General features: G+C 42.1%; 16 protein-coding genes. All 16 read left to right on the forward strand.

Going from position 1 to position 14,319, the window contains the following annotated elements; all coding sequences use genetic code 11:
- Positions 1-21: 21 nt before the first annotated feature.
- Positions 22-768: a 3-deoxy-manno-octulosonate cytidylyltransferase gene (gene kdsB, locus I6758_RS01830; RefSeq protein WP_196603515.1), complete on the forward strand. Its 747-nt coding sequence runs from the start codon at positions 22-24 to the stop codon at positions 766-768.
- Positions 761-1,585 carry a 3-deoxy-8-phosphooctulonate synthase gene (gene kdsA, locus I6758_RS01835; protein ID WP_196603516.1) on the forward strand — a complete coding sequence of 275 codons (825 nt, stop codon included), beginning with the start codon at positions 761-763 and terminating at the stop codon, positions 1,583-1,585. The genes kdsB and kdsA overlap by 8 nt, the downstream gene beginning before the upstream one ends.
- A 48-nt stretch (positions 1,586-1,633) precedes the next feature.
- Positions 1,634-2,611, forward strand: coding sequence for a KpsF/GutQ family sugar-phosphate isomerase (locus I6758_RS01840; protein WP_196603517.1), 978 nt, complete (start codon positions 1,634-1,636; stop codon positions 2,609-2,611).
- Positions 2,611-3,183: a KdsC family phosphatase gene (locus tag I6758_RS01845; protein ID WP_196603518.1), complete on the forward strand. Its 573-nt coding sequence runs from the start codon at positions 2,611-2,613 to the stop codon at positions 3,181-3,183. The genes I6758_RS01840 and I6758_RS01845 overlap by 1 nt, the downstream gene beginning before the upstream one ends.
- Positions 3,184-3,316: 133 nt before the next feature.
- A complete protein-coding gene (locus I6758_RS01850) occupies positions 3,317-4,216 on the forward strand; it encodes a lysophospholipid acyltransferase family protein (protein WP_196603519.1) in 900 nt (299 codons plus the stop codon).
- Positions 4,217-4,219: 3 nt separating this feature from the next.
- Positions 4,220-4,786, forward strand: a complete 567-nt coding sequence (gene lptC, locus I6758_RS01855; RefSeq protein ID WP_196603520.1) for an LPS export ABC transporter periplasmic protein LptC — start codon at positions 4,220-4,222, stop codon at positions 4,784-4,786.
- A 2-nt stretch (positions 4,787-4,788) separates the two neighbouring features.
- The gene (locus I6758_RS01860; RefSeq protein WP_231038479.1) at positions 4,789-5,469 is read left to right on the forward strand and encodes an LptA/OstA family protein; all 681 of its coding nucleotides are present in this window, start codon (positions 4,789-4,791) and stop codon (positions 5,467-5,469) included.
- A gap of 233 nt (positions 5,470-5,702) precedes the next feature.
- Positions 5,703-6,422 (forward strand): LPS export ABC transporter ATP-binding protein, encoded by a 720-nt coding sequence (gene lptB, locus I6758_RS01865; RefSeq protein ID WP_196603522.1) that lies wholly within the window; start codon positions 5,703-5,705, stop codon positions 6,420-6,422.
- A 13-nt stretch (positions 6,423-6,435) separates the two neighbouring features.
- Positions 6,436-7,521 carry an LptF/LptG family permease gene (locus I6758_RS01870; protein WP_196603523.1) on the forward strand — a complete coding sequence of 362 codons (1,086 nt, stop codon included), beginning with the start codon at positions 6,436-6,438 and terminating at the stop codon, positions 7,519-7,521.
- Between the two features lie 148 nt (positions 7,522-7,669).
- Positions 7,670-8,869, forward strand: coding sequence for a DUF3084 domain-containing protein (locus I6758_RS01875; RefSeq protein ID WP_196603524.1), 1,200 nt, complete (start codon positions 7,670-7,672; stop codon positions 8,867-8,869).
- The gene (locus I6758_RS01880) at positions 8,844-9,278 is read left to right on the forward strand and encodes a RuvC family protein (protein ID WP_231038455.1); all 435 of its coding nucleotides are present in this window, start codon (positions 8,844-8,846) and stop codon (positions 9,276-9,278) included. Before I6758_RS01875 ends, I6758_RS01880 begins: the two co-directional genes overlap by 26 nt.
- Positions 9,279-9,331: 53 nt before the next feature.
- A complete protein-coding gene (gene ade, locus I6758_RS01885) occupies positions 9,332-11,065 on the forward strand; it encodes an adenine deaminase (protein ID WP_196603525.1) in 1,734 nt (577 codons plus the stop codon).
- Positions 11,066-11,140: 75 nt separating this feature from the next.
- Positions 11,141-11,944 (forward strand): MBL fold metallo-hydrolase, encoded by an 804-nt coding sequence (locus I6758_RS01890; RefSeq protein WP_196603526.1) that lies wholly within the window; start codon positions 11,141-11,143, stop codon positions 11,942-11,944.
- A 218-nt stretch (positions 11,945-12,162) separates the two neighbouring features.
- On the forward strand, positions 12,163-12,489 hold the full coding sequence (locus I6758_RS01895; RefSeq protein WP_196603527.1) for a YerC/YecD family TrpR-related protein: 327 nt from the start codon (positions 12,163-12,165) through the stop codon (positions 12,487-12,489).
- 42 nt (positions 12,490-12,531) lie between these two features.
- Positions 12,532-13,680, forward strand: a complete 1,149-nt coding sequence (hisZ, locus tag I6758_RS01900) for an ATP phosphoribosyltransferase regulatory subunit (protein WP_196603795.1) — start codon at positions 12,532-12,534, stop codon at positions 13,678-13,680.
- On the forward strand, positions 13,677-14,198 hold the full coding sequence (locus I6758_RS01905; protein WP_196603528.1) for an HD domain-containing protein: 522 nt from the start codon (positions 13,677-13,679) through the stop codon (positions 14,196-14,198). The genes hisZ and I6758_RS01905 overlap by 4 nt, the downstream gene beginning before the upstream one ends.
- Positions 14,199-14,319: the final 121 nt, after the last annotated feature.

A 14,319-nucleotide genomic window follows, 5' to 3' on the forward strand; every position in this document is an offset into this window, starting at 1 on the left:
TGGTGAAGGAGAATGGATATAGTGAAGATAATCTGTATAATACCGGCACGTTTTTCATCGACGCGATTGCCGGGCAAACCTTTGGCTGACGTTGCGGGCAAACCCTTGATTGTGCGGGTGTACGAGCAGGCCGTAAAAGCCAATGTCCCAGTCGATTTTATTGCAGCGGTTGATGATGAGCGTATTTTTAGAGCAGTAGTCGAAGCAGGAGGCAAAGCGGTGATGACACGCAGCGATCATCCTACAGGTACTGATCGGCTGGCAGAAGCGGCCGGTCATTATCCGGATGCAGACGTGGTTATAAATATACAGGGCGATGAGCCGCTTATTGATCCGGAAATTATCGACAGGCTGGGAAGACTGTTTATTGATAATGAAGATCTTAATATGGCAACGGTGAAAACACCTATGCTTGAAGAAGAAAAAAGTGAACCGGGTAATGTTAAAGTAATTACTGATAAGGATGATTACGCAATCTATTTTTCCAGATCGCTGATTCCATATCCGCGTAATAATACGTCTGTGGCAGTTTATAAGCATATAGGCATATATGCTTATAAAAAAGATTTTTTGCTGCGATATGCACAAATGAAACCTACGCCGCTGGAACAGACAGAATCCCTTGAACAGCTCAGAGCCATTGAAAATGGTTATAAAATAAAGGTTATAACATCTAATAAACGTTTTATTGGTGTAGATACACCGGAAGATCTTGTCAGGGTAAACGAATATTACAGAAAAAGAGAAGGGGCGCATAATTATGAATAACGTTAAAATAGCGGATTTTGAGGTTGGACCGAAAAATCCCTTGGTTTTGCTGGCTGGACCATGCGTGCTTGAAGGATATGAAAGAAGCTTATATATTGGCAGACGCGCTAAGGAAATAGCATACAAGCTGGGAATTCCTTATGTATTCAAGGCATCTTTCGACAAGGCAAATCGTTCATCATATAAAGGTTTTCGCGGGCCAGGATTGGAAGAAGGTCTGGCAGTTTTGAAAAGAATAAAGCAAGAGCTGAATGTGCCTGTTGTCAGTGATGTACATTCGGAAGAGCAGGTAGGACCGGCAGGAAAGGTTTTGGATGTAATTCAAATACCTGCCTTTCTCTGCCGTCAGACGGATCTCCTTTATGCCGCAGCTAAAACGGGAAAAACTGTCAATGTGAAAAAAGGGCAGTTTATGGCACCAAAAGATATGAAGAATGTAATCGATAAGATCAAGAGCGCAGGAAATGAGCAAATTATGCTTACGGAAAGAGGCGCATCTTTTGGTTACAATAACCTTGTGGTCGATATGCGGTCATTTCCCATCATGCGCTCTTTCGGCTATCCGGTTATTTTTGATGCTACGCACAGTGTGCAATTACCGGGAGGCGGCGGCACATGTTCCTCAGGCAATCGTGAATATGTAGAATATTTGACCCGTGCTGCAGTAGGCGCAGGCGTAGACGGTTTATTTATGGAAGTGCATGATAACCCTCAGGAAGCTCTTTCTGATGGACCCAATATGGTTTGCCTTGATAATTTGGAAGACATATTGAAAGATGCTTTGGCCATACATGAAATTGCAAAAAAACATTTTTGATTGAGTATAAAATAGAATTTGTTCGGTATTAACCGGGAGGTACACAAATTGGAAGGTACGATAAAGGAGAAGGCACTTGAAGCGCTTGCTATAGAGGCAGACGCTGTAAGGAATCTTGCTGCACATATAAATGATGAATTTGAAACAGCAGTTGAGGCTATTCTGCATTGTAAGGGACGTATAATACTGACAGGTATGGGAAAGTCAGGTCATATAGGCAGGAAAATTGCTGCTACGCTGGCAAGTACGGGGACTCCAGCATTTTTTATGCATCCAGGAGAGGCCTTCCACGGCGACCTTGGCATGGTTACAGATGAAGACATAGTCATGGCATTGTCACACAGTGGGGAATCTACTGAGGTGGTAAATATTCTGCCTATAATAAAAAGAATAGGCGCTTCCATAATTGCCATGTGCGGTAAGAGGGATTCTTTTCTTGGGAAAAATGCGGAATACTATATAGACGTGAGCATTGAGAAAGAAGCATGTCCGCTGGGACTGGCACCGACTGCCAGTACGACGGCGACACTTGCAATGGGAGATGCAGTGGCAATGGCACTCTTATCTGTACGCAATTTTACGGCAAAAGATTTTGCTGTTTTTCATCCAGGAGGAGCATTGGGACGAAGATTGCTGCTGACAGTGGAGAATGTAATGCACAGTGAAGAAGACAATCCGGTTATTGAAAAAGACAGAACAGCAAAAGAAGCATTGTTTTTAATGACAGATAAAGGTCTTGGCGCTACTTCGGTAGTTGACAAGTCAGGCAGCTTTATTGGTCTTATTACTGACGGCGATATAAGGCGGGGATTATCCAAAGGAATAGAATTTCTGAATGAACCGGTGGAACATCTCATGACAAAATCACCGCTTACCATAACGAAAAATAAAATGGCGGCGGAAGCTCTGGGCATCATGGAAAAACATAAACCTCGTCCGATAACGGTTTTACCTGTGATTGATGAAAAGAATAAGCCGGTCGGAATCGTTCATCTTACTGATTTATTGCGTCAGGGTGTGGTATAATGCTGCTAAGAGAAGGCGCTGAAGCGCATGCAGCAAAAGTCCGTATGATCATATTTGATATCGACGGAGTTTTAAGTGATGGCAAGCTGTACTATGGCAGTGATGGTGAAGCTTTCAAAACTTTTTTTGTAAGAGATGGTCTGGGGATAAGTCTGGCGAGAGAAAACGGAATAAAGCTGGCTATAATAACAGGAAGAAAATCGGCTATAGTGGAAACTCGCGGGAAAGAATTAAAGTTTGATGCTGTCTATCAAGGAAATCTCTATAAAATGAAGGCCTACGAAGAACTGAAAGCAAATTTTGCCATAACAGATGAACAGATGGCTTATATTGGCGATGATATTGTTGATTTGCCTATAATGACAAAGGTAGGGTTTCCGGCAGCTGTCGGTGATGCTGTGGAAGAAGTAAAAAAGACAGCACATTTTGTCAGTGATTTTGCCGGCGGATATGGAGCCGTCAGACAAATCGTAGAATTTATTTTAAAAGCTCAGGGAAAATGGCAGTCAATTATAACTGATTATCTTAACGGCGGCAGCTCAGCGAGGATGTTGGATAACAAGTCTCAATAAGCATACTGTTGCCGTCATCATTGACAAAGTGACAGAACAGCAGTCCGCTCCGACGGAAAAACAGCTGTCGGAGGAGTCTGCCAGCATTGCAGGATTCGGACTGCGCAGATACAAGCTGGGAGGGAAAACGCCGTTGCAATATTATATCTTGAAGTTTTTGAGTTTTTTTATGTGCCTGATGCCGCATAAATTTTTATTATTTATCGGTAAAATATTGGGCATATTATATTTTCAGCTGATTGCTAAGGAACGTAAACGGGCAATTCTGCAGATGCGCGCATCTCTGGGAAACGGTGAGACAGAGGCAGCGGAACTTGTCCGTCAGTCTTTTATAAATATGGGTAAGGCGTTTGTAGAGATTCTTTATATGCCGCGGCTTAATAAGGACAATATAAATTATTTTGTTGACCCAGAAGGAATAGAAAAATTGCGTGAGGCATTGCGGGAAGAACATGGCGTAGTTGTTCTGACAGGACATGTTGGTAATTGGGAATGGATGGCGGCTTCGTTGGCCTTTAATGGTATCCCTACCACAACGATAGTAAAACCGCAGCCAAACGCACAGCATACACGTATATTGAATGAATACCGTGAAATGGTTGGAGTAGAAGTTTTTGCCCGGGGGACAAGTGAGCTATTGGCTGCAGCCAGAGCACTCAAAAAGGGTAAAATTCTTGGATTTTTAGCCGATCAAGATGCTGGTCCCGGTGGGGCATTCATTGATTTTTTTGGCAGACCGGCATCAACACCGCTCGGCCCTGCTGTATTTGCCCGCAAATTTTTATCACCGGTGGTTCCCTTATTTATCGTACGCTGTGAGAACGGCAGACACAGACTCATAGTCGGTGATATTATGCGATATGAAAATACCGGCGATACAGATGCTGATTTGTTAAGATTTACTGTAAAGATGACAAAATTTGTTGAAAATGTTATCAGAGAAAATCCTACGCAATGGCTGTGGTTCCAAAAAAGATGGAATACAGCTTCGGACGAAAAAAAAATAAAACATCATGTATCAGGAAGACGATAACACATGAAAAGCTTAAAAATTAATAAAAATAAAATAGCAATATATGGATTCATTATAGTTGTTATCGCAGTCTGTGTCTGGGCTGTGGCGACAAAACCTGTTCCACAGAAAAAAGCAGCCGATGATGTTAAAAATGAACAGACCATGGATTATACGGGAAATACCATCGTTGAAGAGCGCAATGGCAAAAAAGTATGGGAATTAAGTGCGGATAATATTAAAATGGATCCACAGACACAGAAAGCAGAAATGGAGAATATCCATGGTAAATATTATGAGGAAAATGGGCAGATACTTGTTTTGACAGCACCGCATGGGATATATGATGACAAGTCTAAAAATATACTCATGGATAATGGCGTACATGCGCAAAGTGATGACGGAATGGTCTTTGATGCGGAAAAGGTATCATGGGATAATGCGGCGCAAATATTTGTCGGTGAGGGAAGTATAAAGATAACAAAAGGTGATATGCAGGCTCAGGGAGATAGAATTGAAAGCAGCAATGCTTTTCTTCAGTTCAAACTGTCGGGCAATGCGCATATAGTAAAGGGGCGTGGCGCAAATTGAAAATGAACAGCGGAATAAAAATAGCTGCAGCAGTTTTTCTGACAATGGTTTTATATGCGGGAAATGCTTTGGCTGATACGGGAAAACCTACCGAATTGAATGCCAATACCGTTGAGTATGATACAAGCTCTGGTGTTATAACAGCTACTGGAAATGTTGTAATGATACAGGAAAGTTCACGCATCAGCGGCGCACAAGCCGTTTATAACTCAAAAACGAGTGAGGGCCATATAACAGGAAATGTCGTTGCCGATAAGGAAAATCTGCATATGACAGCCAATGAGGTTTTTACGCAGGGTTCAAATATGCTTATTGCCAATGGCAATGTAGTGGCTCATCAACTGGATAAAACTATATCCGGTCCGCGGCTGGAATATAATTCTGATACTAATTATGCACTTATGCCAAATAGCGGAACTATTGTGACAGCAGAAGGTACGATTACCGGAAACCGCTTGGAGGCTTATCTGCAGGATAATCATTTTATTGCTGTGGGCAATGTGCATATAACCAGTCAGACACGTAATATAGATGCATACAGTAATAATGCCGATTATTATGGCAATGATAACAATAAAGTCATTTTGACCGGCAACGCGGTTGCTATGCAGGATAATAATACATTGCGCGGAGAAAAGCTTACCTTATATCTGAACGATACGGGACAAGCAGCGGTAAAATAAGAATATCTGTACAGCGGCGCGTTTTGCGCCGCCTTTGTAATATAAAAAACAATTGCGGTTCATTTTACTTTTGATCGGTATCTGGCGGATAGCGGCAAAATAAATGATTTTAAGTAAATTTGATTTTTGCATTGCAATATTGATAATATTTGTTTATATTAAAAAGTGCATATTAAATATGCACTTTTTAAATGAATAATGTCTGGCAGTGAGACTATCTTGGAGGTACGGACTTGAGTATAGAAGTAAAGGAACTTATAAAGACCTATAAAGGACGCAATGTAGTAGATAATGTGTCCTTGAATGTGCAAAAAGGAGAAATCGTGGGATTGCTTGGACCAAATGGTGCCGGTAAGACTACGACTTTTTATATGATAATAGGGATAGAACGTCCGACGAAGGGACAGATTTTTTTGTCTGATGTGAATGTCACGGGGATGCCTATGTATAAAAGGGCTGAACTGGGCATTAGCTATCTGGCACAGGAATCATCTATTTTTCGTAAGCTGACAGTTGAGGAAAATATACTGGCAATTTTAGAAACAACCTCATTGACAAAAAGTGATCAGCATAAGAAAAAGGACGAACTGCTGAAAGAATTTGGTCTTGAACGTGTCAGCATGCGAAAAGGGCTGCAGCTTTCGGGAGGAGAGCGGCGAAGAGCTGAAATTGCCAGATGCTTGGCATTGGAACCGCAGTTTATTTTACTTGATGAGCCATTTGCAGGGATCGATCCTCTGGCAGTAGCCGATATTCAAGGTATAATAGCATATCTGTGTAAACGGGGTATGGGAATACTGATCACAGATCATAATGTCCGTGAAACTTTGAATATAGTGCACAGGGCTTATATCATGAATGAAGGGAAAATTCTTGTTTCGGGTGACAGTAAGACAATAGCCGGCAGCCAGGTTGCCAGAAAATTTTATCTGGGCGACAATTTTACATTATAGGAGCAGATTGTACATGCGAATTTTAGACCGATATATATTGAAAGAAATATTAGTAGCCTTCTTGTTCGGCATTTTTGCTTTTTCCGCTGTTTTTATCGGTTCGGGTACACTGTTCCGGATCGCCCAGTATGTTACGCAGTATGGAGCATCATTTTCTTCTGTAATACGTTTATTTATTTACAGTATGCCGGCGATAATGCTCTGGACCTTTCCGATGTCTATGCTTTTGGCATCGCTGCTGGTCTTTGGCAAGCTGTCAGGAGCAAGTGAAATAACGGCTATGAAATCCTGTGGTATAAGCCTGTACCGTATTATGCGTCCTATAATAGTAATGGGAATTGTTGTCAGTATTTTTGCAATAGCCTTTAACGAATATGTGGTGCCCTGGGCTAACCAGGCTTATGCTGATGTGGTTAATTATGAAATTAAAAATAGTGCTTCACCTCAGTCAAGAGAACATATAATTCTAAAAGAAATCAAGGATGGAAATATTCAGCGTCTTATCTATGCTCGCAGGTATGATGCCGAAAAAAATCGTATGGAGTGGGTGTCCATGCAGGATTTTGAAGACGGAAAATTGGTAAGGGTAGAAAACGCTGACTATGCAGATTGGACAAATAATGAATGGCTGCTGCATAATGGAGTGATATACTCCATAGCAGACGGAGAAATGTCGCATACCATGCATTTCGATACACAAAAATTACCTATACAGGAAAGTCCGGATAATATAATACGAGAGCAGAAAAAACCGGAAGAAATGACTATGAAAGAATTGGGAGCGCAGATAAAAATAATGCGCGGACAGTATGTTGATACAACAGATCTGGAAATAGAGCTGTATCAGAGAATAACTGTGCCGATGGCAAGCTTCATCTTCACATTGATCGGCGCTCCGCTTGGGTTACAGCCCAACCGCAATAGTTCATCTATCGGTTTTGGTTTAAGTATTATCATTATTTTTATATACTATACTCTGATGACGATAGCTGGTGTTGTCGGCAGAGTGGGTATCCCGCCTGCCTATGCAGTGTGGCTGCCAAATTTAATAGGTGCAGCCATCGGCTGCTATTTGATCAGAAAAGCGGGGCGCATTTAACATATGACGGATTTATGGAGCTGACAGCAGCTTGCATATAGGTGTATGTAAAAATTTTAAAAGAGAAAAGAATAAGTTGTCTGATATAAAAAGAATTTGCAGCTGATGCATTTGATTGGTAAGTGATTGCCAGAAAGGGGGCTTTTTGATGTATGGTATCGTATTGATAGTGGTATTGATTATAGTTGGCGGACTTATAGCCTTTATTGGAGACCGTTTGGGCAGTAAGGTAGGTAAGCGGAAAATGTCGCTTTTTGGCTTGAGACCAAGGCATACATCAATAATAGTGACAATAGTTACGGGAATTGCAATCACTACAGTGACATTTGGTGCTATGGCTGTTATTTCCAAAGATGTCAGAACTGCCCTTTTTGGTATGGAAAAGCTTCAGCAGAGAATAAAGATAACGCAGGAAGATCTTAATAAAGCGGACAGTGATCTGGATAGTGCAAAACAGGAACAAAAACATATGCAGGTGAACTTGGAAGATACCAGAAATGAACTGGTAGATGCTAAGATCCAGACTGAAAAGATGAAAGAGCATCAGGCAAAGCTGCTGGCGGATAATGCCGAACTTGAAAATCAGAACACAGATCTGTCAGGACAGAATATCTATCTGAATGCAACCAATAATACGCTGCAGCTGTATAATAATGAACTTAAGAGCGGCAATAATATACTGCAGGAGCAAAACAATGACCTGGTGAAAAGAAACGGGGATCTGAGCAGTAAAAGGATAGTCTACCAGGCAGGTGAACTTATTTTCGGCGGGGTAGTCCCTGCGACCACAGACCGAGGGGCAGCACAGAACGGACTGGCAAAACTCATAGCGATGGCAAATACGAGAATTGCCGGCACCACGGACGGTGGTCAGGCGGATCAGGCCGGAATATGGATCTACCCCGAAGAATATGAAAATACAATCACTAAAATCAGTTCGGTGAACAAGGATATGGTAGTCAGACTCATAGCTGCATCAAATTTGGTAAAGGGTGAACCGGTGCGAAGTAATATAGAGCTGTATCCGGATAAAACTGTTTATCAGGATGGGACCATGATAACAAGCGGCGAATTTGTTATGGACGGAAGTCAAAATACAGCGCAGCAAGTTCTTTTGGGTTTTCTGCATGACATAAACACTATAGCATCAGCCAATGGTATACTTCCCGATCCTTTAAGAGGATCCATAGGTGTTATCAGTATGGATCAGCTGTACAGTGTAACTGAAACAATGGCCAGAGTGAAGGGAAAAATCAAACTGACTGCTTATTCAAACGGGGCAACGAATATATTGGGACCGCTGCGGCTGGTATTGAAAGTGGATGATCTGGATAATAATGGAAACTGATGAAAAATGCATAATTGCTATAGATCCCGGACGGGAAAAGTGTGGTGTGGCAGTGCTGACAGTCAACAGAAGAACATTGGTTCAGAAGACAGTATCTGCGGGGAAATTAGCAGCTGTTTTAAAAGCTTTGGAAATAAGATATCAGATAACAGTTTTTGCACTGGGCAGCGGAACCACGGGAAAGATGACAAAAAAAATGCTTGAGGAGGAATTTCCTTCTATGAAAGTTGTTGTAGTCGATGAATACAGAACGACGGACGAGGCCAGAAAACGATATTGGCAGGAAAATCCGCCTAAGGGATTATTGCGTTTTATTCCGTCGGGCATGCTTGTACCGCCGGTGCCTGTGGATGATTTTGCTGCGGTTGTTATCGGTGAAAAATATCTGACACATATGAAGAATTTGTGACTTTATTGCCGATTTTGCGTGAAGAGATCAGTGAAAGCAGGGATGTAAAATCTATGATAGAGAAAAAACAGCTGGAAAAATTGATCAATGTGGCGGCAGGCAGACAGAATGCTGATCTGGCGCTGCGCAATTGCCGCATTGTTGATGTGTACAGTGCAAGGCTGCTCTGCGGTGATATCGCAATAAGCGGGGGGGTTATTGCAGGGATCGGCAGCTACAGAAGTGATAATGAAAAGGATATGTGCGGCGCGATTGTTATGCCGGGACTTATAGATGCTCACATCCACATCGAGTCATCCTGCGTAAGCCCGGAAGAGCTGGGCGCGCTTTTAGTGCCGCACGGTACATCGACAATTATCGCGGATCCCCATGAAATTGTGAATGTGTGCGGCCTTACCGGGCTCTCATATATGCTTGAGGCTGCCGCGAATGCAAGGCTGGATATAAAATTTATGATGCCGTCCTGTGTCCCGGCAACTCCCTTTGAGCATGCGGGGGCAGAGCTTACGGCTAAACTTATGGCGGATTCTATGGCTTCGGAGAAAATCCTTGGTCTGGGAGAATTTATGAATTTTCCCGGTGTAATTAATAATGACGACGAAGTTATCAATAAAATTATGACTGCAAAGTACAATGGAAAAATTATTGACGGACATGGGCCGGGCCTTTCCGGTTATGGACTCAATGCCTATATCGTGGCGGGCATACTTACCGATCATGAGTGTTCCTCTGTAAAAGAAATGCATGAAAAAATAGAACGCGGAATGTATGTGCTCCTGCGTAGAGGTTCTGCGTGTGATGATTTGTCCAACCTTATCGGCGGAGTGACAAGAGACAATGAACGGCGCTGTTTGTTGTGTTCTGATGACCGGCAAACAAAGACAATTTTTGAAAAAGGGCATTTGGAAGAGCATCTTCGGTTTTGTGTGAGAGCCGGAATAAGTCCGTTTTCGGCTGTCCGCATGGCTTCGCTCAATGCTGCCGAATGCTATGGGCTATCTGACAGAGGTGCGGTGGCTCCCGGGAAAAAGGCTGATCTGACAATAGTTGATGATCTTGAAAATTTCAATATTTCCGAAGTTTATATTGACGGAATTTTGACGGCTCAGAACGGTAAATATTTGCCAAAGGTGGTAAAGCACCCAATAGACACTGTGGCAGGAAGCTGTCATGTTAAGGATTTTTCCGTTGAAAAATTAAGTTTATATCTGAAGTCTGATAAAGTTAAAACTATTTCTATTCTTCCCGGAGGAGTAGTGACTGAAAAGGGAACAGCTACGGTAAAGCTTGATGAAAGCGGCAGATTTATATATTCGCCTGAGCATGATATCGTTAAAATAGCTGTAGTAGAAAGGCATAGGAACACAGGCAATGTAGCAGTTGCGCTGCTGCAAAATTATGGCATAAAGCAAGGAGCAGTGGCTGTTTCTATTGCTCACGATTCGCATAATATCATCGTCGTGGGGACGAATGACAGGGACATGGAATATGCGGTAAATGAATTGATAAAGCAGCAGGGCGGGATACTGCTTGCCTGTAATCGAAAAACAGCTGCGTCTATGCCAATGCCTATAGCAGGCATTATGAGTGATAAGGACGGCAGATGGGTCAGTAACAGACTTACGTTTATTCATGAAACAGCTTATAAACTGCTCGGCGTTAATGAAAATATAGATCCGATAATGACGTTATGCTTTATGTCTCTGCCTGTTATTCCGGAACTTAAGATCACAGACATGGGTTTATTTGATGTAACCAAATTTGCATTTACCAGCATAGAAGCATGAAAGTGTCTTTATACGGATTGTGTGCTATCAGCTGAATAATAGATATATCGCAGAATGGATACGGAGTGGTATTTGATGAGAGAATTGGTAATGCTGGGCACCGGAAATGCCATGGTAACGAAATATTATAACACCTGTTTTGCTATAAATGAAAACGAGAAAATTTTTTTGGTCGATGCTGGCGGCGGCAACACCATTTTGAATCATATGGAAAAAGCAGGTTTGTCCTTTGCCGAATTGCATCATATGTTTGTGACACACGGTCATACCGATCATGTTCTCGGTGTGATTTGGGTAATCAGAAAAATAGCGGCGCTTATGGGAAAAAATAAATATGAGGGAGATTTCTGGATATATGGACATGACGAAGTCCTCCATATTATAAAGACTATAGCTGAACTCACTCTTAAAAAAAAGGATGCCGAACAGCTCGGTAAACGTATTTTTTTCCGCACTGTAAATGATGGAGAGAATTTGGAAATTCTTGATATGCATGTGACATTTTTTGATATTCTGTCCACTAAAAAGAAACAGTTTGGTTTCAGTGCGGTTTTTTCTGATGGATATAAGCTTTCTTGTCTTGGTGATGAGCCTTATAATGAACATTGCCGTGATACTGTTTTTGACAGTGATCTTTTGATGTCGGAGGCATTCTGTCTTTATGCTGACAGAGATCTATTCAATCCTTATGAAAAAAATCACAGTACGGTGAAGGAAGCATGCTCTGCAGCCGGAGAATTGCAGGCAGGAGCGGTTCTGCTGTATCATACAGAGGACAAGACATTCCCGCAGAGAAAAGAAAAATATATGTCTGAAGCTGAAAAGTTTTTCAAGGATATAATATATATACCGGACGATCTTGAAAAGATAGTCTTCTGATGATCACTGACAGTGAGGAGATAAGGACAGCTTTTTTAACGGTACGGCAGAGCAAATATACACAGCCTGTTTATTGATATTTGTTCAATATTTTTTCAACTGAAAGCAGCAAATAATATATTGATTATTTGCTGCTTTTAGTGTATAACTATATTATAGTTTTTTATTCGATAAAGACTTAACGAAGAAAAATGTAAAATTATTGGGAGGATCATTTAGTGAGTAATCCAAAATTAAAAGATGAATTGAATGACCATTTATGTGAAGCGGTATTAAGTTTAAAGAACCTTGAAGAGTGCTATCAGTTTTTTGAAGATATCTGTACTGTAAGTGAAATAAAAGCCATGTCCCAACGGCTTGAAGTTGCGGCCATGCTGCGGCAGGGACATATTTATGAAAAGATTGTATCCCGCACAGGGGCCAGTACCGCTACGATAAGCCGGGTGAAGCGCTGCCTTAATTACGGTGCCGACGGTTACAATTTAGTATTGGACAGGCTGGGAATAGAAAAAAATATTATCGGACGGAACGGAGAGAAAAAGTAAGTGTGCAGGGAGAAAAATTTTTTATTAGAAATACCTTATGGCATGAGAGATTTTTTGCCGCATGATGCAGCCATCAAACGGAACATTGAAAATGTATTGGCCAATTTATTTAAGGTATGGGGGTATGATGAGGTCATCACACCGGCAGTGGAATATCTTGATACATTGACCATGGGGAATAAGAACAGTATACAGCGGCATATGTTTAAATTTTTCGACAAAAACAACAGAACCTTGGCGCTGCGCAATGAAATGACTACCTCGATAGCAAGACTGGTTTCGAGCCGAATGCAAAATGACGATATACCATTTAAGCTTTCATATATATGCAAGGTTTATCGTTATGAACAGGCGCAGACAGGCAGACAATGCGAATTTTATCAGGCCGGAGTGGAACTGATGGGAAACGGTGAACCTACCGGTGATGCAGAAATTGTGGCTCTTGCCATAGAAAGCATGCTGAAAGCAGGACTGGTCAATTTCCAGGTCTGTATGGGGCAGGTGGCTTTTATCAATGGCCTTATGCAGCAGTGGAATCTGGCACAGGATAAGCAAAAATATATTCGCAGGGCCTTGGAAAAGCATGATCTGGTCGAATTGGACAGGATAACAGCAGAAACTGCACTGCCGGATGAGGCAAGAGCTTTTCTGCGTTCGCTGCCGATGCTGCATGGCAATGAAAATGTTTTGAAAAAAGCGGCTGCGTTTGCACTGGATGAACAAAGCAAAAAAGCATTGGATAATTTGGAAAAGATTTATGACCTTTTGAAAAATTATGGCATCGATAAATATGTGGTTTTCGATCTGGGAGTTATCCGGGATTTTAGTTACTATACCGGAATGGTCTTTGAAATATATGCGCCCGGACTTGGCAGTCCGTTATGCGGCGGCGGGCGTTACGATAATCTTCTGGCTGATTTCGGAAAAAACTGTCCGGCTACAGGGTTTGCTCTCGGCTTGGAACGTCTCATGCTGGCTTTGAAAAATCAGGGTAAGACGGAGTGTCTCACCAACAGTAAAGAAAATTACGTTGCCTATGCCGAAGGAAGACTTGATGAAGCCGTCGAAAAAGCTATGCTGCTGAGAGATGCAGGAGAAATAACGGAACTTGCAGGCAGTCCGCAAAAGCTATCGGAAGCGGAAGCTTACTGCCGGGCAAAAAATTATGTTAATCTGGTTTATATTCAATGATAAAAAGGATCATGCAGTTTTGGCATGCTCTTGCTGCCAGGCTTTCTGACAAAGATAGGGTCTTTGTATCCGAATATTTACACGATAAGGAACTGGGCTTGTTTAACGAAATGAATATCTATGACAGAAGGCATGCGGTACTTACGGCATATACGGCTGCAAGAATGGCCGATCATCGTACGGTAAACAGGAGGCTTTTGGTCAAGGCGGCACTGCTTCATGATATAGGAAGAAACGCCGCTGCTGTTTGTCTTGCTGACAAGGTCGTATTTGTGCTGCTGGAAGCAATATCTGTCAAGGCGGCAGTCCGTGCTGCCCGAAGAGGAAGCAGAGGTACTATTGGCAGAAGACGCAATGCTTTATATATATGCATGCATCACGCAGCGTTGGGTGCTGAAAAGCTGGAACAGATAGATGAATGGGCTGTGGCGCAATTGGTAAAACGGCATCATGATAAACCAAATGCGGCTGACAGCAATGAACTTATTTTGCTGCGTATGGCTGATGCTCTCAATTGAAAACGGCGGGAAATTTTTTGGATGTCTAATGGGAAGGCTGCCGGTCGAAGAGGTGCGATTGTCTGTGCCAGGTAAAGAAGATTGCATTATAGCAAAATCAGAAAAGAAGGGCGTTGGCTTG

The sequence above is a fragment of the Pectinatus haikarae genome, from assembly GCF_015732185.1.
Classification (GTDB): domain Bacteria; phylum Bacillota; class Negativicutes; order Selenomonadales; family Selenomonadaceae; genus Pectinatus; species Pectinatus haikarae.